Source organism: Mycolicibacterium wolinskyi (genome assembly GCF_002101965.1).
GTDB classification, from domain to species: Bacteria; Actinomycetota; Actinomycetes; order Mycobacteriales; family Mycobacteriaceae; genus Mycobacterium; species Mycobacterium wolinskyi.
The window spans coordinates 318,332-335,933 of record NZ_LQQA01000005.1 but is presented as its reverse complement, the minus strand read 5'-3'; the positions used below and the strand labels follow the sequence as shown (position 1 = coordinate 335,933).

Genomic DNA, 17,602 nt, shown 5'->3' with positions numbered 1-17,602 from the left:
ATCCCACCCCGACCGACGAAACGATCCACGAACGCTCGCGACCCACATCCCGCCCTACCCCGTCTCCAAGTCTTTTGCCAGCAAAGCTTAGCCAGGGGCAGCGACAAGCAGGATGCTCTGTGGAAGCACTCTTTTCACACAGGCGTCAAAGTGAGCTAAGGGGCCGCCCGGGCCCGACTCCGATCTGATCGGCCAGGGTCCCCAACGGAACTGCGGGGGCGTCGGCCATCCATACCTGTGTGCGGCCCTTGGCGAGCTGTTCGACGCTGGGGTGCACACGCCATTCTTGCTGCCGGATCATCACGGCGTGGGCGAGGATCTGGGCGTGGAAACGGGTGGGCAGGGCAAGCACCGTGACGATGACAGATCGCCGGCGGATCTCGGCCAGCGCTCGCTGGTTGGCTTTGGTCACGATCACCTGCCGCCACGGTTTGTTGTTGACTTCGGCGATGACCACAGCGTGCTCGTTGAGCCAGCCGCTTTCTCGCCAGGCGGGCAGGATGTAGGTGTCATCGTCGAGATTCGCCAGGACCAGCTGTGCGCGTTCGAATGCTCCTTCGTTGATGCTTTCGACGCTGTCGGGACCGCGCTGTAGTTGCGTGATGCGCGCCGCCGGGGCTGCTGTGTGGCGGCTGTTGGGGGCATCGTCACTGCCGATCCATCGGTGCACGGTAGTAGTTGTGACGCCGGCATATTCGGCGACCGCGTCGACGTCGATACCACCTGCAGCGTTGGTGCCGTAGCAGTCGGAAAGCATCGTGTTGAACCGCTTACGAGTCCACCGCGGCCCTGGCACCGGCTCTATCGGCGGTTGGTTGGTCATCTCCAATCACCGATCCAGAACTCGCTGATCGTCGCGAATTCCCAGGGTTCGCCCAGATACCACCGATTCATGATGTCAGTGAGGTAGGCGAGGAAGCCTCTGTCTCCACCTTCCTCGTAGGCGCGGAGCAGGGCTTCGATCTCAGCGGCAGGGACTGGGTCACTGCTGACGTCGCGGTCGCGTTCCCAGGCGTAGTTTTCCGGGCCCTGATAGCCGCTGATGTGAATTCTGGTTCTGGCGCCGCCGGCAAGTGCTTTGCGGCCGCGATCGCTGTTGCGGAAGATCGCTGTGGCGGCGCGGCGGCCGGCTTTGGTGCTCGCGGCTTGGCGTGCCGCTGTTTTGATCGCCTTGAGGTGATCTGGGGAGGGCTGTTGGCTCCCGTTGGCCCACCGGCGGACTGTGGCAGCCGAAACGTTGAGCGCTTCGGCTGCTGCTTTCGCGTTGACTTTCGATCCTCGGGGGCCGTAGCCGTAGACGGCTTGAAGCATGCCCATGACGTTGGTCAGTTCCCCGACATCGGCGTCGCGGCGCCCGGTGATCCCGCGGTAGATGACGCTGCGCAGGCTGACGACTTCTTGCCTCATCGCTTTGCGGACAGCGGTTTTCGAAACACGCAGCGCTTTGGACGCGGCGTCGATGTTGACGTCTCGGTTGGCTGGGGAGCCGTAGTCGACGAGGTGGCTGCTGTTGATCTTGCGTGGCCGGCGAGGTGCCATTACTGGCCTCCGTTGGTCAGGGTCGGGAGCAGTTCGCGCCACCGGTCAGGCGGGGTCAGGTGCTTTTTGCCGCGGTAGGTGTTGCCGTCGAGGAACTCGAGCTGGTCGGCCAGTAGGGCTGATCCTTCGTGCTTGTACTTGCCGAACGAGCGGCCCCACGTCGCGGGTCCGCCTGGCCACGCTGTCTCGGGGTTGGGGTCATTGGAGACGTACAGCACGGAGTCATGGTCAACGGCCACTGGCCAGCGCTTGGCCTTTTGGCCGATGTCGTTGATGCGGTAGGCGATGACCGCGCCGGCTTTGCCGACACCCATATACCACCGAGCCGGGAAGAAGCCCTGCTTGTCTTTCATGTACGTGGCAGATTGCATCGCCCCGAATCCCCTGTTGCGAACGTTCTTCGACTGGTTGCGGGCGGCCTGGGCGTCGGGATCGTCGATGTCGAGGACAACACTGGCATGGGAGAACCGCTCGACCCACAAACGGAGCACTCGACTGTGGTGCGGCCACACGATGGCTTCCTGGATGTCGGCGTCATACCCGAGTTGGAAAGCCATTTTGAGGCGGTCAGTGGTCACCCACTTGGGCCCGGTGAAGTAGTGCCCGCCGGGGTTGAGCAGATGAGGCATGAACCTGTTCGCGTTCTCCGGGATATTCACCAACCAAAAGCCCGGCAAGCGCGGATCGAATTTGGTCCCGCCTGGGTAGTGCACCGGGTCGCCGATCGGCATCTCCACCGAACCCAGGGCCGCGAAATACGAACCGCTGCGATCGTAGGCGTGCACATACAGGCACTGCTGTTCTTCGGCGGTCGGCACCCGGCACCACACCGTATAGTCACGTTCCACGTCGCCCAGCCCGTAGGGCAATTCGGTGGTCGAGGGCGCTAGAACGATGTTCTTCCAGTCCTGGACGGTCCAGCCCTTGTCGTCCTTCGACGGTCGCGGGCGGGCTTGCTCCAGAATGTCCAGCCCGGTCACGCGGTCGCTGACTTTGTACGGGAAACCCAGCGCGTCAGCGAAAAGTTGCAGGCGCCGAGCTACCTGCGCCGGGGTTGGCCGTCCCCTTAGGATCGGCATGCCTTTTCTCGCGTCGAGGTCCTCTCCGGGATCGTCGTCGTCGATCGGCTCATCATCGACAGTCAGCGCCGTGTCCAAACCGGCGATCAGCACGACGTGCACGGCAGTTTTGTCCGAGTCGTCGCGGAACACCCGCGTCCAAGCCCCCAGTCGGGCAACGGCATTGTCGTCTTTTTTGCCGCCGAGACGCCAGCCGTCAGCCACGGCATCGGTGACGAACGGGATGTTCTCGGTCATTTCGTGCAGCAGATTGACCCGGTTTGTCGGCCGCGCTTCGGCCAGCTCTGTCACATCGATGCCGAAGTGTCTGCAGGCGGCTTCGGTCACCCAGATCTGGCCTGCCTCAGCGTAATCCTGCGACAAGGGGTAGCCGATGTTGTAGGTGTAGGCCAGGTTGGCGACGTGACCGACGTGGGTCAGTTCGCCCAGGTTTGAGGTGGCGATGCAGGTGCCTTCGGGCAGCCACAGCCCGTCGGTGTGCAGGACCGCGGCGGCCGGAGCGCTGCGTTTGGCCGCCGGGGCCGCGCTCTTGCGTCGTGCGGCGGTTCCGCCTGTCTTCGTCGGCGCGGGTGTGGTCGCTTCGGCCGGCGTGGCTGCGGCGGTGGTATCGGTGGCCGTCTCGGCCGGCTCCGCGCTCTCTTTGGTGCCGGTCTGTTCATCGTGGGACGAGTCTTCGTCGCCGCCGTGGGTGGTGGTGTCGGTGCGGGCTGCCGGGGCGGCGAGCTCGTCGTGGGCGGAAGGTACATCCAAGGCGGCCGTGAGGATGTCAGCGACCTGGCTGGGCGTTTCGGCCAGCACGAGCGCGAGGACCGTGTCATCGGCCAGCTCGACGCGGCGCGTGATTTCAACCCGTCCGAGTCGGGTGTGCTTGTCGGACAGGTCAACCGGATTCTTGGTCTCGTCTTCGATGCCCAGTGCATAGATCGATGAGGGGCCGTGCACGTACAGCGGCATCACTCGGTACTCCCGGGAGATTCGCATTGCCACCCGCCGTCCGCGGAATCGGATGTGGGTAGCGATGGCCGCGGCGTGGGCCGGCTGATAGTGGTGGCGCCAGTCGTCGTGGGTCCATCTGTCCGGATCGCCCATCGCCGTGGTGTAGTCCCGGGCAACCTCTTCGACGAGAGCGCACAGCGCGGGGTCGCCGGCGAAGGCTGCGAGCGCATCGTCACGCAGCCGCTCCGTCCAGGTGTCCAGGAGCCGGGCCTGGTAGGGCCACACGACCGCGGCGTCGATATCGAGGCGGTCCACACTCAGGTTGGCGCCGCCGTAGCTGACGTCTTTGGCCAGGTTGTCCAGGTCCTCGGTGTTCACCCACGCCCGCGTCGCCTGTCCTGCCTGAATCTCGGGGTGGGGGGAGGGAAGCCACTGTGGTTGGTCGATCTGTTCGGCGGCCGGCAGCAACACCCGCCACATGCCGAACGGGCGCTTGTCGGCGGCCGCGGCGTCGGCGGCCTGTTGCCCTCGTAGCCGCTGCGGACGGCCGTACCCGAGGCTGATCATGCCGGCTGAGGCCAGGTGTGGATATTTCTGCTCCAGCAGCGCAAGGTCGACAGCTTGATCGAGCTGCTGCTGTTGGACGATCGTCGGTGCGCCGGCCCATGCAGGCTGGATCCGCAACTCGGCGGTGACCCCGGAGAGAAGTTCGCCGCATTCAGTCAATACCGCCGCAGGCTTCTTATCCCCCGACTTGTCACTCTTGGTGGGACGGGCGATGCGCGCGGCCCGGATGTCGTCGAGCAGCACCGCTCCGGAGCCGTGCGGGCTGCTGGCAGGCAGCACTCCCAGCGCAGCGTGCCAGGCGGTCAAGCGACGGCCGAGTTCAACTTGATCGTCGATGATGGTGCCGCCGCCCAGCCAAGGGCTGGCTTCCACCACCACTTCCACGATGACGTGTTGCGGGCGGGCTTCGGGGTGGGCGACGCTGCCGGTGAGAACGAAGCGTCCCTCGGGGGCGCCTTTGAGTTCCCAGCCGCGACTAATCAGCGGGGCCAGGGTCGGGCCAACCTGCGCCGCAACGTCCTCGGCCGATGATCCGTCGCTGGCGCCGACGAGCAGCCGGCCGCCATCGCCGACAAACCATAGCCGCGCCGGTGCCATGTCGCCGGCGGCGTTGGGCGGGAAGGGTCGCAGCAGGCCCTTGCCCGCGACGTAGGTGATCAGTGTTTCCAGCTTGTCCAGGGATGTGACCGGGCCGGTGAGCCGAGTTCCGTTGGGCGTGAACGTTCCTGCCCCATTGAGAATCACGACATGACGATCGAGTGACACGGAGGCCTTCGCGGTCATGACAGCCCGCCCGAACGCGTTCCTTCTGCGCTGCGGTCTCGGTATGCGCGGACTTTCTGTCCCACGCCTTGACCTGAGATTCCAAGTACTGCGCCGATCTCGGCGTACGTGGCTCCAGCTGCGGCCGCAGCGGAGGCCGCAGGACCCTCGTCGAGGCCGACTGCTCGCAACAATGCCGCCCGGGTCAGCTGAATCTCCACAGTTTCAGCCGCTGTGCCGCGCTCAACCGCCTTGAGCAGCCTGGCGCGTTGGGTCGGTGTGTATTTGCGCTGGGCGACTCGTTTCAGCCACACATCGATCGCGGCGTCCAGTGAGGAGTTGGCCATCTTTGTGGCGAACGATTCGGCGCCCAGTTCTGCGGCGGATTGGATCCGGGATGCAGCGGGGTCGATGGCCGTCATGCCGTCACCTCGAATGCCTTTCGCACACCAGGACTCTATCTCCTGGCGCCCACCGAAACAAGTATTACTTTCCGAATTGTGAAAGTAATACTTTCTGTCACTAGCAAGTGTTGCTTTCACCGGCGGGCTCCGCGGTGGCGTTCATCTGCATGATGATGTCCTCGGGTACGAATCGTCCGCCGGCCGCTGCACGGGCCCGGTTTCGGCGCAGGCATTCAGCCAACGGAGTGTTGAGGGTAACGATCTCGTGGCGCACGCCGTGCCGGTCGGCCAGCGTGGCCCATCGGTCGCGATGTGGCGCTTCGAGGTGGGTCGCATCGACCGCCACCGATAGAGCCGCGCCCAGCGCGCGGTCTACACGCAAGAATTCGATGTCGGACACCACGGCTTCTTGCTCGTCCGACAGGCCGCGGTACGCGCCGAACAGTTCGAACCGAATGCCATCACGATTCACCACTACCCGATGCTGCGGGTCTTGGGCGCACCACGCCGCTGCCCACGTCGACTTGCCGGCCCCAGGCAGGCCCTGCAAGGTATTCAGTACCTGGTCGCGCACGACCTGCCCTCTCTCAATCTGTCCGCGGTCCGCCTGTGCCTTGTCGGCGCGCTCGAAGTTAACGACGCCCGCCGACATTCGACCGTCGCCAATCGGCCTAGCCGACTGCATATCGGGGCCAAATCCTGTTGAGTCCACTGAGGGCTCCGGGGATCGCAGCCCCTTGGTCATGTGATGGTCAGGCACTCGTCGCATTCCCAGCCGTGCTCTTGTTTGGTGCAGGTGCGCCGCTGTTCGCACATCCAACAGGTTTGGTTCTGCTTGCGTTCAGGCTCTTGCTTGGCCCGAACACGCGGCGGCGGGATCGCTTCCGGTGCTGTCTCGATGTTGGGTTTATGCATCGCGTAACCGCGCATGGTTTCGCGGTCGCGGGCGGCCTGCTGTTCGGCGGTCAGGCCCGGGCCCTCTCCCGCCAGCAGGTAGTCGCCGAATGCCACCACGCATTCTTGACAGGGCCTACCCTGCTGGTGAACAGGGTTCGAGCAGCCGGGAAGAACGCAAGTCGGCTGAGCGTCGGTGCTGGTCATCGTCTTCTCCATTGGTGTTTAGCTGGCCATCGCCCGGGCTGCGGCGCGTTCACGCATCGCCCAGAGGTCGCGCTGGCGGCAGGTCATGATCGTTCCGTCACAGGGTTCACCGTGTTCGGCGCATTCGCCAGCAACGATGCGGCGGCGCCACCGCAGTGCCCATTTGAGGCAGTTGGAACAGCTTGCGTGGGTGCATCCGGGCAGCCGCGGGTTCTTCCTGGCGTTGTACGACCACCCCATGCTGTCCGCGCTCTCCAGAAGGTCGCCGTAGAGGCGTAGGCCGAGCGTTTTGATGCCGAAGCCGTGAAGTGGCACCTCTGGGTCGCGGTCGCGGACAGCTTCGAGGATGTCGCGGATCTCAGAAGTGTGCTGGCGACGGCATACCGAGCCGACGCCGACCAGCGGGTAGTTACCCAGGTCCACGCCGGCCTCGCCGTACATGTCCCAGCACTGTAGGTAGCTGTCTGGGCTTTGGCCGCCTTGCAGTACCGGCATGAACGGGCTCTCCGGATGCCATTGGTCGTCACTGTCGTGCCAAAGCTGCTCCAGTCGAACGAAGTTCGCAACGGTCTGGCGCTGATGTTCGAGCACCGTGAGGCCGGTTCGGGCCAGCATCGACTCTTCACACATCAGGTCCATCGGCGCGGCCCAGTCGAGCTGGCCGATCTCACGGTCATAGCGCTTCACCGCGGCCACGTACTCCTCGGCAGTGGTGCGCCAGCCGCCGTACAGCGAAAGCTCACTGAACCCGCCGCTGTCGAGAGCCCACGCCATCTGGGCTTTCGGCAGCGTCTTGCGTCGCGCCAGCCTGCGGTGCGAAACGAACAAGGGCACACCCGCATGGCCAAGCCAACTTTCAAGGTGCGTGCCGAGATAAAACACAGGTGCCGTTGGCATCGAGATCATCCCCTTGAGGGATCCGTGAGCCCGCCGGTCTGGCTTGCTCTTCGCCGACGACCTTACCTCCCATGACCGACAAAACGCCAATCCGGCAGCGTGCCACGGCAATAACCGCGCCTGGCGGGGCGCAGCACGTGAAAGGTCCCCCGGGCGTTCCTGCCCGGGGGACCTTTCAACTGGACCGCTGCCGCGGTAGCGCGCTGTGGCTTTACGCCGCCTCGATGTGCGGCATCACAGCGATGCGCGCCAGCACAGCATCGGTGGAGGTCTTGATGGCCTTGACTTCCCGGTGGTGCATACCCGTGCTGCGACCTGATTCGTCGTCGTCATACATCCGCTGCAGGAGGTCGCCGAGTTGCTTGGGTGTCAGTTCGGCGATCTTGGGGGTCTTGATCAGTTCGGCGCGAACAATGGTGGCGATCTCCTTCCACCACAGTTCTCGTTCGGCCGGCGCGCTGGGGCCGATCACCGACACGTCGAGCTGCCTGGGGGCCACTGACAGCGCCTGGCCGCCCAGCTGGTCATCAGTCTCAGTAATCCGCGGCTCAGCAAGCGACAGCCACCCCAACGACGAAACGATCATCGACAAGTCGACACCGACTGGCCAGCGCCACGCGACGTCAGGATGCTGGCCGAAGATGAGCATCAAGTCGCGCAACGAATAGAACGAGATCGTGAACGCGCACGCGGCAACCCCTACGGCGCCGATCATCACCAGTATCAACACGAACAGATCGATCTTCCGGTATTTGCGCCGGCGGGTGGAGATCAGCAGAACTGTCAGGTGGGTCGCTCCGAGCATGATCATCGGCGAGACGATGGCTGCGATGGCCGCGCCGACCTTGACGTTGAGCGGAGCGGTCATCCATGCGTGCAGCACGTTCCCACTGACCGAGGCTGTCAGCGCGAACAGCAGCCAGGCCAGGCAGAACAGGCGGGCGATTGCCCGAGCTTTCTCTTCGGGTGTCCGTTCTGGGCGGTTGGCCGGGCGCTTGAAAAGCTTTGTCCACCAACGAGCATCAGCCGGTGTATGCGCGCTCGATGGCGGCGCGGCCGGCGGATACTGGATGGGAGTCGGCGTTGCGACCGTGGCTGAGGGGTTGGACGCCTGTGGCGGCGCAGTCGTGGCCGTGGGCTGCACCGGGATGTTGCCGTTGCGGGTGGGGGCGTCTTCGAGGAGGAGGGTCATGTCGAGCTGCTTCCCTTCACGTGGAGGTTGGAGCGACATCGGCGCCGAGTGGCCCGAATAAGTTTGGCGCACAGGAGGATGCGTGCGGTTCGGGCGGCGATGGCCCGGAGCGTAGCAGTTGGTGTCGGTCCAGTCGATGGTTCAGTCGCGGCAGTGATACCTACCGGCGTCGACCCGTGGCCGCCCGTTGCGTCCTGCGGCCAGCGCCCGCGCCGACGGTGGAGTCGTAAGTAGGCATACCGCAATCTTCATCAACAACACTAGCGTTTGTCAAGAGTAACTATTGCCTTACGCCAGTTTGGTCTATAGCTTCGGTGATGTTGGCCTTTCAACGAGAAGGAGTTCACCCATGCCCGACAGCCCGGTTGCGGCAACACACTGCCTTCGGCCACTACCATTGCGCTTGTCAATAGTTACCGCCCTCGCACCACCAATGAGGCAACCAGAACGTGGAACGGCACCGATGACCTGGACAACCCATCTGACCTACTCCGCGCCAGGCCTCACGCCGGCAGACACCACGGCCCTGCGCGACGCACTGAGCGCAGCGGATCTCGCCTACGACCAGACCTCCGGCCGCCTACAAGTCACTCTCGAGGTTGACGCCGACACCCTGCAAGGTGCCGCAACCAAGGCCCTCGACACCGCCGCCACTGCGACCGGACTACTCAAGCCGAACCGCCTTTACCTGCTGCCCACCACAGACGCCGCCACCGAGACCTCCCACCCTGCGCCCATGGATCTCGACCTCATCGGTATCACTGAGATCGCCGACGAACTCAACGTGTCGCGACAACGCGCCGGCCAGCTCGCCGACGACCATCCCGACTTCCCTCAGCCTGTCTACAACCCGAGCTCGGGCAGGCGACGGCTCTACACCCGCAGCTCAGTCAGAGCGTTCAAGCAACGCTGGATTGCCACGCGAAACCCCCGCGGCGGGCCCCGCCGCCAGCCCTCCTAAACGAGCGCATCCCAGAAAGAGACCACCATGGCCAGACTGATGAGCGTGGCGCTGACCACCGAAGCCGTGCGCCGCCGGCAGAAAACCGTCACACGTCGCGTCGGCTGGCAGATGTTGCGCCCGGGCGACCAGCTCACCTTGTGCCCGAAGGTCCGCGGCCGCCGGCGCGGGGAGCCGCTCGACCGGATCGTCACCGTCGACGTCGTCTCGGTGCGACGCGAACCACTGAGCGCAATCACCACAAGCGATGTCACCGCAGAAGGCTTCCCGGAGATGACGCCGGCCGATTTCATCGACTTCTTCTGCTCCACCCATCACAGCGTCAGCAGCGACTCCGAAATCACGCGCATCCAGTGGACCTATCCACGGCTATGCCGACAATGCGGCTGCACCGAGTACTCCGCATGCGTCGACCCCCTGTTCGGTCCGTGCGCCTGGCGGCGCACCTACGCCGACAACACCGGCATCTGCACCTCATGCCCCGACACCGCACCGTAAGGCGTGGCCACAACACTCAAGCTGAGTTCTGACTGTCACGGATGGGCGCTTACCGCCAACTACAGCCTGACCAACGCCGACGACGGCTCCGTGATGTTGCGATCCGAAACCGATCCCGCCACACGCTATTTCATACGCCGACGCGGTCCTGAACGCCTTGAGCTCACCCAGGCCGACGAGGAGGAACACGCCGCCGAGCGCCCACTGTTGTTCGTCGCCGACATCGTGGTTCTCGAGCGCTACCTTCTGGGCCTGGTCGCCGACGACATCCGTGAAGACCTCGGGCTGCCATTTCTCGCCCTGCCTTGGGCCGCCGACGCACTCGCCCCGGGCTTCGAACTCGGCGCCATGACGCGCGGGTACCGCACACTCAGCCGCACCGACCACGGCCCGGTCGCCGCAGCGCCCGACCCCACCCTGAGCCTTGTCGCACTGGTCCCGCTGTCGCACCTGCTGCTGTGGCCAGTCCACGATCTCAAGGCCTCATTTCTCAGCGAGAGTGGCGCACCCCTGTTGCACCCCGGCGGCTATGCGCCACCGCCGCTGGGGCGCTGACGTGGTGTGCGCCGCGCGGATGTTCCGCGAACACAGCCGTCCATAAAGAACGTCCGCTCGCATACCGCGCCTCCTTGAAATACCGTGTGCCACAGCGCTTTGCACCGTGTCTGACCTGCGCGCCAACGGTGCGCCACCACCGACTGTCCCGCGCGCCGACTGTGACACTTGCGCGCCGGCCGTGTTCCTGACCGACGGGCTACGGGGTTAATTGCAGAGTGACAGACCCATTTCCAAGACGGGACCGATATCCAGTTTGGTTCCCGGGATCTCAGGGTTGTCTTTCCAGATCGCTTCGATGGCTTCGAATTGTCTTGTGCTCTTGGCGGTTCCATTGATGGCGTACATCGTGCGGTTGGTGACGAATGTGACTGATTGCTGGTTTCCTCCCACCCCGTACGGGGCGCACATGAGCGTGCCGTCGGACACGGTGAACGGCCACGGCCCGTCGGTCCAGGTGTCCTCCGAGATGTAGCCGGCGGGCCGGTTCGGGCCAGGGGCCTCGGCTGGTGGGGCGGCCGGCTGCGGCGCTGTGGTCGCGGGAGCTGGTGCCGTTGTTGTCGGCACGGATGTGGTGGTGGGGTCTGGTGAGGCTGTTTGATGGGGCTCTTCGTCTGTGGAGAGGACTGCGTTGGCGATGTTGCCGATGATGAGGAACGCGGCGAACGCCGCTACGGCGATCAGTATCCACTTCTTGTAGTTGCGGCGCGGTGTTGCGTTGGCCATCGGATCGGTTCCTCCCCACAGTTGGTGAGGAGATTTAACCGTGTTCCTGACGCCTGGCGGCCGAGTTTCCTCAGAGTTCGTGCGGTTCGACGAGGTTCGTTCCGTCGTGAGCTCGCGTGTGCACGCCGCCGTCGAGGGCGTCGATGGCACGGATCGCGAAAGCGGGAGTCATCGCTGCGGCGACTTGTTCCCTAGTCATCCAAAGGACTTCGCGCGATTCCGCTGTGGGGCGTATCCGTCCGCAGTGCGGCTTGCATCTGAACACCAAGGCGACGATGCCGGCCGCCAAGTTCTTGTAGACGCCCGTGAGCTGTTGAACCTCAACGTGCAGTCCAGTCTCTTCGAGCACCTCGCGGCGTACGCCATCTTCGAACGACTCGTCCAGTTCCAGGACCCCGCCTGGAGGTTCCCACCGGCCGTTGTCGTGACGGCGGATCACCAGGACACGGCCCTGATCATCGACGACTATCCCAGCGACGCTGACCGAATGTTTTGGGGGGTTCTCCATGGTCAGCCCTCCGCTCGGTATTGGGGTTGTGCGGGTTTCATTTGCGGTGATGGTCAAGGGGTATCTCCTTGGTGTGCTGCTGCCCGATGTGGCTGCTTTTCCTTTGAAAGTGGCAGGCGATCCGGATCCGTTCGTCGCGGCCGCCGTGAGCGGCCCTGAGCCCCCGGCCTTCGGGAGAGTTCCTCCCCCAGGAGCTTGGTGAGGGTGGCATTGGGCAGCAGATACGCTCGTTCGGTCGTGCTGAATGCGTCGACGATCGCGTATTGCGAATCAGGCTTACCCGCGCGCAGCTCCTCAGGAGGCCCCGCCACGGCGGCTCCTTCGGCCACCAACTTGTCCAGTGCGTCCTCCATGGCCCTCGATGGGCACTGCCACCGCGTTACCCGAACGCGATCCCAAGCCCGATCCGCCGGCGCCCCACGTTTATTCGACCCGGTGACGAGATTTTCTGCGGCCGCATCGATGTCACCCACCGTGTAGCACGACCGCACGCCTGAAACGGACATTCGAGCGGCTGCTGCTAGCTGCTCCAAGGTGTACGTATGTCCTGGCGGAGGGATTTCCCGCGCATAGGCGACGAGCCGGTAGATGAGATTCTGCAACCAATTGATCTGTCGAGAAGCCCGGTCTAACGCAAGGAGGACAGGGTCCCCATCCCAAGCCTCGCCCTGTTCATCGTCATCGTCGAACAAGAGAAGCCATTCCAGATAATCCGCCCGCTCTTGATCCGCCTCGGCGATCAGCGCTTCACCCAATTCCTGCTTGCCGAGCTCGTGGTCATCTACCGGAACAGCCAGATCAGCCACCCGTGCGCAGAGTTCCCGCCTATCCATATTTGCGATCATCGCAAATATGCGGTGAACGCACAAGGGTTGCGCGGCGCTGTTGCCACGATCCGGACGCTCGGCAAGTTCGGTCCCGGCCGCCGTTCCACTTTCGCTTCGTGTGGGCTTCCGGTGTTGTGTGAGCTGAATTAGGCGGTGTCCCGCTCGCGGCATTCAGCGATGTGGCCGTATATACATCACGCTCGGCGGGGGGCGATCTCCCTGCAACCTGCGTTGAGCAACGGTCGGATCGAGGTACTGACCGTACTTCGACGATGCGGTGTCGACGAGTTCATCGAGCGACCGCACCGCCAGTGCTATTGCGGGATCCCCTGGCCGTTCATGGGTGTGTAGCCGCGCAGTGCCGGCTTCTGGAATGTATTGCGCCAGTGCGCCAAATGTCTGGCCGGTGCCCGGAATTGACAGTTGGAGGTGGTTGGTCGGATCGGCGCCCTCGGCCAATGACCACTCCAGAGACGTCTGCCCTTCCGGGGTTTGGACAATCGTGCCGTTGATGTCGTCGGGCATGATGAAGGCTGCGTCGGACGCGAATCGGAAGGGCTTGTCGCTGCTTCCGCTCACTCGAATAAGGTATCCGCCAACGGTATCGACCTCCCCTGAACTGACCAGGTCAATCATGGCGATGACAAATCGTCTCTCGACGTCGAGATCGGCTGGCGCAGAACTGTCTTGGAAGACTTCGCTGAACGCTTTAAAAGCTTGAGGGTCGCCGATCCACCCGGTCCGGATTGCGGTTCGATCTTCCCGCTCTCCCCGACGGATCACGATTATCCGCGGATTGGGCTTGCGCACAACGACCAGGAAGCTCTTCGAAAGACCTGCCGTTCGGTTCATTTCCTCAGAAAGGGCGAGTAACGCGTCTTCGATCTCATCAGCTGATCGGCCACGAAGCTCGGCAACCCGATTGACTGCGGGTGCGGGAGTGTCGCCTGCGAAGCCTACGACGACGTCGTCGTCAACGATCACGACCTTCTGGCCGGGGTTACTCAGCGTCTGCCTGTTAAGGGTGTTGTTATTCCGGTCGGTGAATTTTGTGTCCGATACGAGTGTCAGTTTCCCGGCATCAGGATCGGTCAGTTTCGCGATCACGAACGTCATTGCTGGTCCTTCCACGCCACGTCGGGCCCGTCCTCTGCAGGTGAGACCGCGCCTTCCTTCGTTCAGACGTGAGACCCTAATCTGCTGCTAGTAGTTGCGTGCCAGGTCTCGGAAACTCGACATGTGGAGGGTGGCCGCGACTGTGCACGTTTTGGTTTGTCCGTGCCGATTTTTCGCCAGGTGAAGGTCAGCTTCGCCCGCTCTGGGGTGGTCTCGATCGTAGGCGTCGGGCCGGTTGATCAGGATCGCAAGATCGCAGTCCTGTTCCAAATTGCCGCTCTCGCGGAGATCTGACAGCTGGGGTGTCTTGTCGACGCGTTGCTCGGGGCCGCGGTTGAGCTGGCTCAGCGCGATAACCGGCACGTCAAGTTCTTTGGCAAGCAGCTTGAGGCTGCGAGAAAACTCGCCCACTTCGGCTTGGCGGGATTCGACCCGCTTGCCCGACGTCATCAGCTGCAAATAGTCCACCACCACCATGCGCAGGTCTGTTTTCTGTTTGAGCCGGCGGGCTTTGGCGCGGATCTCCGTCATGGTCAGGTTCGGCGAGTCGTCGATGTACAACGGAGCCGAACTGATTTCGCCCATGCGCCGCGCCATCTTCGTCCAGTCCTGGTCGCTGAGCCGGCCCGAGCGCATATCGGCGAGTTTGACCCGCGCTTCGGCAGAGAGCAGCCTCATTACGATTTCAGACTTGCTCATCTCCAGGGAGAAAATGATGCTGGCCATCCCGTGTTTGATTGAGCAGGATCGCATAATGTCCAGTGCGAGAGTCGATTTCCCGTGCCCTGGCCTTCCGGCGATGATGACCATCTGCCCGCCGTGTAAGCCGGTGGTGACTTCATCGAGTTCAGCGAATCCGGTCGGAACACCATGAGACAGCCCTGCCCCGGATTGGATCGCGTCGAGCTCGTCCATGGTGGGTTGCAGCAGATCGTCAAGGACTGCTGAGTCCTCCGATGCGCGCCGCTCGGTGACGTTGTAGACCTCGGCCTGCGCTCGGTCGACCACTTCAGCGATGTCTGCGCCGTCGGCGCCGGCGTAGCCATATTGCACGATCCGGGTCCCGGCCTCCACCAGGCGCCGCAACACGGCCTTGTCAGCGACGATGCCTGCGTAGAAGCCAGCATTGGCCGCGGTGGGCACGGTGGAAATCAGGGTATGCAGGTAGGGCGCGCCACCAACTCGACTCAGCAGGCCGCGGCGATCAAGTTCGGCGGCCACGGTGACAGCATCAGCCGGCTCTCCCCTGCCGTACAGGTCCAGGATCGCGTCGTAGACGCTGCGGTGGTTGGGACGGTAGAAGTCGTCTGGGCGCAGTTTGGCCACCACGTCGGCGATCGCGTCCTTGCTCAGCAGCATGCCCCCAAGCACGGACTGTTCGGCGCTGAGATCCTGTGGCGGCTGCCGGTAGTCCGGTGGCGGAGCATCTTTGGCAGATGCACGCCTACGGCGGGCTCCGGCCGGCGCTTCGTCGAGGTCGGTCATGCCGGCATCCCCTCGTCGATGTCGCCCGTCTCGGCGGCGCGTCGTCGCTGAGCGCGTGGTTCAGCTCTGGTCAACGTGGCCAGATCGGCATACCTGCGCCCTCGCGGGGCGCCCAGCTCGTTCACGAGGCCTGTCATGCCGCGTCCTGGTCGGCGTTGGCGGTCCAGCAGGAGTCACACACTGGCACCGGGATCGGAAGGTCCGTGCGCAGCGGGCCCGGGGCGCACTGGCAGCTCACGCAGTGCCCGGTGACCGCGCTGATCGCCAGCTCCACGCCGAGATCCGGTGCGATCGGCGACGACGGGTGCTCCGTGGTGACAGTGGGCTGCTGCTCGTCGAGGACGGTGTCGGCCCAGCGTGCCAACGCAGTGCCCAGCGAGCAGTTCGGGAAGCGCCGCACTGCGGCCCGGGCTGCAGAGATCAGCGCCGTCTTGGGATTGGTGATCGTGCCGAATCGGGCTGCCTCCGCCCGCAAGGCGCGGGCGCGTTGATCGGCGGTGGTGGCTTCGGTGACTTCGGCCAACGACTGCTCGACGGCCTGGTCAGTGCGGGCCCGCTCGGCGGCCGCAGCAGCGGTGTCCCAGGCCTGCTGCAGCGGGCGCAGCCGGGGTCCGGAGCCCGGCTGGTTTTTCGCCAGCCGCCACATGGCCAGGTGCAACGGCGATTTCACGCCGCCAGGCAGCGGCGCGGCCAGAATCGCGACGATCTGCTCGGGAAGCCATCCGCGTGCCAGCTGACGACGGATCAGCCCGCCCAGGCGCCAGCGGGTGCGGGTGCTCAGGTCCTGGTACGCCTCGGGCAGTGCTGCGAACACCTCGCGGACTTCGTCGGGATGGATTTCTACCCCGGTCGGTCGAGAGCCGCTCACGGCCTGCTCGACGGCGCTATGGGGGGTAGGGGGGTAATTGGCCTTTGGCCTATAAGAGGAATGGCGATCTGAAAAGGTGACGGATTCGGGCACGATGACCCTCCCGGTCGCATCGCGCTGGAGTACTTCAACGTCGTGGACGAATCGGCTGTGAATGGCCACCAGAGCCCGATTGCCGCGTCCCTGGGCCGGGGTGTAGGCGATGAGCTCATCGTCGGCCAGCGAGGCCAATGCGCGGCCGATCGTCTTGTCGCAGTATCGGCGCCCGCCGGCCTCCACGATCAGATCCGCCAGCTGGTACAGCCGGACGGCGTCGTCGGTGATCCTGCTGTGTCGGCCCGGCAGCAGGATCAGCACCGCGGCGAGTACCGCTTTACGGGCCCCACGCAGCCGCATACCGGACGCGCAGGCCTGCACCCTCGCCAACACCTTGCGGGCATCGGATTTCAGCACCCGGGGCCGATCCGGCGAAATTCGGCGCCGAGCATCACGGCCTGGTTGAGCCGCTTCGGCCGCCGCGTTGTTGCGTGAAAGGTGCGGGGCGGCGGTGTGATTGTTGGCGACGTCGAGCGCGGGGACTTCACAGTCGCGACACGCCGATGAAACTTCTACATCTGCGCAGTTCGCGAGCTGTTTTTGCGGAACCCAGCTCGAAGATCTTGAACTGTGTCCAGGACAGCATCTATCCTGGGGACTACCTAGCACGGTGTCTCCTCGTTAATACGGGGATCGAGATTCGAAGTTGGCGCTTCGGTCTCAGAGGCAGAGGCCCGGAGTTGGCGCTCCGGGGGGCCGCTTAGAAACCAATTTCCAATCCCCTTCGGGGGCATTGGATTTCATGTCCGGAGTTGGCGCTCCAGAAATCGGTTTTACAACCCGTCAGACCGCTGTGAGCCGTCTGCCTGTTCGATCCCTCTATCCAGTTGTCAAACCCGCCTCAGCGGGCAGCTAGAGCGCGTTCACCACCTCCTGTGCTGGAAGTTGAATTCCCGGCCAGGCCATTGGCCGATGAAATGTGGTTCGGAGAACGACGACTGGACAGAGCGGCGGCATAACGCGTGAATAGTGCGAAACGGCCAGCTCCGCCGCACGTCCCGTGCGGCGAGATGATGTGGAGTCCGGCGCTGATACAGCGCTTTCCAGCGACCTGGGCGCCATACCCAGATGACCGGTACGAGGTCCGGACTCAGTAACAGGCCGTGCTCCCGGGCGGCTCGGCGACACTCCCGGCGTCGACGCCAAATCTGACGAGGAGTGTGCGGCGCCGGCGGGGCGCGCCCCCGCGGTCAATGCGTCGTCGCGGTGCGTAGCGCGTAGGCAGGTGTGCCCGACGCGTTTGCCGCTGCGGGAGTGCAGGCGCGCATTCTGATCAGCGCATTCGGTGACAGCGGCCTGCGCGGCTGCCCAATACTCGATCGCGGCCGCGCTCATCGCGGGCCCTCACCGAGGGCCTCGAAAAGCGACACGCGTTTGCCGACCTGCGGCGATATATAAATTTGTGACGGAGCGCTACCTGGAAAATGTCCCATATGTGCGCTACCGTGAGACTCGCTTGGCATAAGCAAAAAGTCCCTTCGGGGA

Annotated in this window: 18 protein-coding genes; 3 read left to right on the top strand and 15 right to left on the bottom strand. The window is 64.1% G+C overall.

What is annotated here, in order from left to right; genetic code table 11:
* Positions 1–145: 145 nt before the first annotated feature.
* The 8 genes from AWC31_RS03595 to AWC31_RS03560 all read right to left on the bottom strand — a co-directional run bounded on the left by AWC31_RS03595 (position 146) and on the right by AWC31_RS03560 (position 8,477).
* Positions 146–823 carry a hypothetical protein gene (locus AWC31_RS03595; RefSeq protein ID WP_085142769.1) on the bottom strand — a complete coding sequence of 226 codons (678 nt, stop codon included), beginning with the start codon at positions 821–823 and terminating at the stop codon, positions 146–148.
* The gene (locus AWC31_RS03590) at positions 820–1,539 is read right to left on the bottom strand and encodes a helix-turn-helix domain-containing protein (protein ID WP_085142767.1); all 720 of its coding nucleotides are present in this window, start codon (positions 1,537–1,539) and stop codon (positions 820–822) included. The genes AWC31_RS03595 and AWC31_RS03590 overlap by 4 nt, the downstream gene beginning before the upstream one ends.
* Positions 1,539–4,865 carry a DUF8841 domain-containing protein gene (locus AWC31_RS03585; protein WP_234816707.1) on the bottom strand — a complete coding sequence of 1,109 codons (3,327 nt, stop codon included), beginning with the start codon at positions 4,863–4,865 and terminating at the stop codon, positions 1,539–1,541. The genes AWC31_RS03590 and AWC31_RS03585 overlap by 1 nt, the downstream gene beginning before the upstream one ends.
* Before the next feature lie 35 nt (positions 4,866–4,900).
* Positions 4,901–5,305: a Fis family transcriptional regulator gene (locus AWC31_RS03580; RefSeq protein WP_085142763.1), complete on the bottom strand. Its 405-nt coding sequence runs from the start codon at positions 5,303–5,305 to the stop codon at positions 4,901–4,903.
* A gap of 100 nt (positions 5,306–5,405) precedes the next feature.
* Positions 5,406–5,939, bottom strand: coding sequence for an AAA family ATPase (locus AWC31_RS03575; RefSeq protein WP_165765905.1), 534 nt, complete (start codon positions 5,937–5,939; stop codon positions 5,406–5,408).
* Positions 5,940–6,028: 89 nt separating this feature from the next.
* Complete coding sequence (locus AWC31_RS03570) at positions 6,029–6,388, bottom strand: hypothetical protein (protein ID WP_234816706.1); 360 nt, start codon at positions 6,386–6,388, stop codon at positions 6,029–6,031.
* Positions 6,389–6,406: 18 nt separating this feature from the next.
* Positions 6,407–7,294, bottom strand: a complete 888-nt coding sequence (locus tag AWC31_RS03565) for a deazapurine DNA modification protein DpdA family protein (RefSeq protein ID WP_234816705.1) — start codon at positions 7,292–7,294, stop codon at positions 6,407–6,409.
* Positions 7,295–7,496: 202 nt separating this feature from the next.
* On the bottom strand, positions 7,497–8,477 hold the full coding sequence (locus AWC31_RS03560; protein ID WP_165765904.1) for a DUF2637 domain-containing protein: 981 nt from the start codon (positions 8,475–8,477) through the stop codon (positions 7,497–7,499).
* Between the two features lie 463 nt (positions 8,478–8,940).
* On the opposite strand from AWC31_RS03560, the gene AWC31_RS03555 reads away from it, so the two are divergent.
* From AWC31_RS03555 to AWC31_RS03545, 3 genes are read left to right on the top strand one after another with little or no spacing between them, the layout of a single operon-like run.
* Positions 8,941–9,438, top strand: a complete 498-nt coding sequence (locus tag AWC31_RS03555; protein WP_085142757.1) for a hypothetical protein — start codon at positions 8,941–8,943, stop codon at positions 9,436–9,438.
* 27 nt (positions 9,439–9,465) lie between these two features.
* Positions 9,466–9,936, top strand: coding sequence for an ASCH domain-containing protein (locus AWC31_RS03550; RefSeq protein WP_085142755.1), 471 nt, complete (start codon positions 9,466–9,468; stop codon positions 9,934–9,936).
* Between the two features lie 3 nt (positions 9,937–9,939).
* Positions 9,940–10,491 (top strand): Imm61 family immunity protein, encoded by a 552-nt coding sequence (locus AWC31_RS03545; protein ID WP_085142753.1) that lies wholly within the window; start codon positions 9,940–9,942, stop codon positions 10,489–10,491.
* Positions 10,492–10,698: 207 nt separating this feature from the next.
* On the opposite strand, the gene AWC31_RS03540 is transcribed toward AWC31_RS03545, so the two are convergent.
* From AWC31_RS03540 to AWC31_RS03515, 7 genes are all read right to left on the bottom strand, one after another.
* Positions 10,699–11,217, bottom strand: coding sequence for a DUF2511 domain-containing protein (locus AWC31_RS03540; RefSeq protein WP_085142751.1), 519 nt, complete (start codon positions 11,215–11,217; stop codon positions 10,699–10,701).
* A gap of 70 nt (positions 11,218–11,287) precedes the next feature.
* Positions 11,288–11,725: an NUDIX hydrolase gene (locus AWC31_RS03535; protein ID WP_085142749.1), complete on the bottom strand. Its 438-nt coding sequence runs from the start codon at positions 11,723–11,725 to the stop codon at positions 11,288–11,290.
* 53 nt (positions 11,726–11,778) lie between these two features.
* A complete protein-coding gene (locus tag AWC31_RS03530; RefSeq protein ID WP_234816704.1) occupies positions 11,779–12,531 on the bottom strand; it encodes a hypothetical protein in 753 nt (250 codons plus the stop codon).
* A 192-nt stretch (positions 12,532–12,723) separates the two neighbouring features.
* Entirely contained in the window at positions 12,724–13,668 is a 945-nt protein-coding gene (locus tag AWC31_RS03525) for a hypothetical protein (protein WP_085142745.1), read from the bottom strand.
* An 87-nt stretch (positions 13,669–13,755) separates the two neighbouring features.
* On the bottom strand, positions 13,756–15,153 hold the full coding sequence (dnaB, locus tag AWC31_RS03520) for a replicative DNA helicase (protein WP_085142743.1): 1,398 nt from the start codon (positions 15,151–15,153) through the stop codon (positions 13,756–13,758).
* A complete protein-coding gene (locus tag AWC31_RS37310) occupies positions 15,150–15,290 on the bottom strand; it encodes a hypothetical protein (RefSeq protein WP_165765903.1) in 141 nt (46 codons plus the stop codon). Before AWC31_RS37310 ends, dnaB begins: the two co-directional genes overlap by 4 nt.
* Positions 15,287–16,474, bottom strand: coding sequence for a hypothetical protein (locus AWC31_RS03515; RefSeq protein ID WP_110774889.1), 1,188 nt, complete (start codon positions 16,472–16,474; stop codon positions 15,287–15,289). Before AWC31_RS03515 ends, AWC31_RS37310 begins: the two co-directional genes overlap by 4 nt.
* Positions 16,475–17,602 lie beyond the last annotated feature (1,128 nt).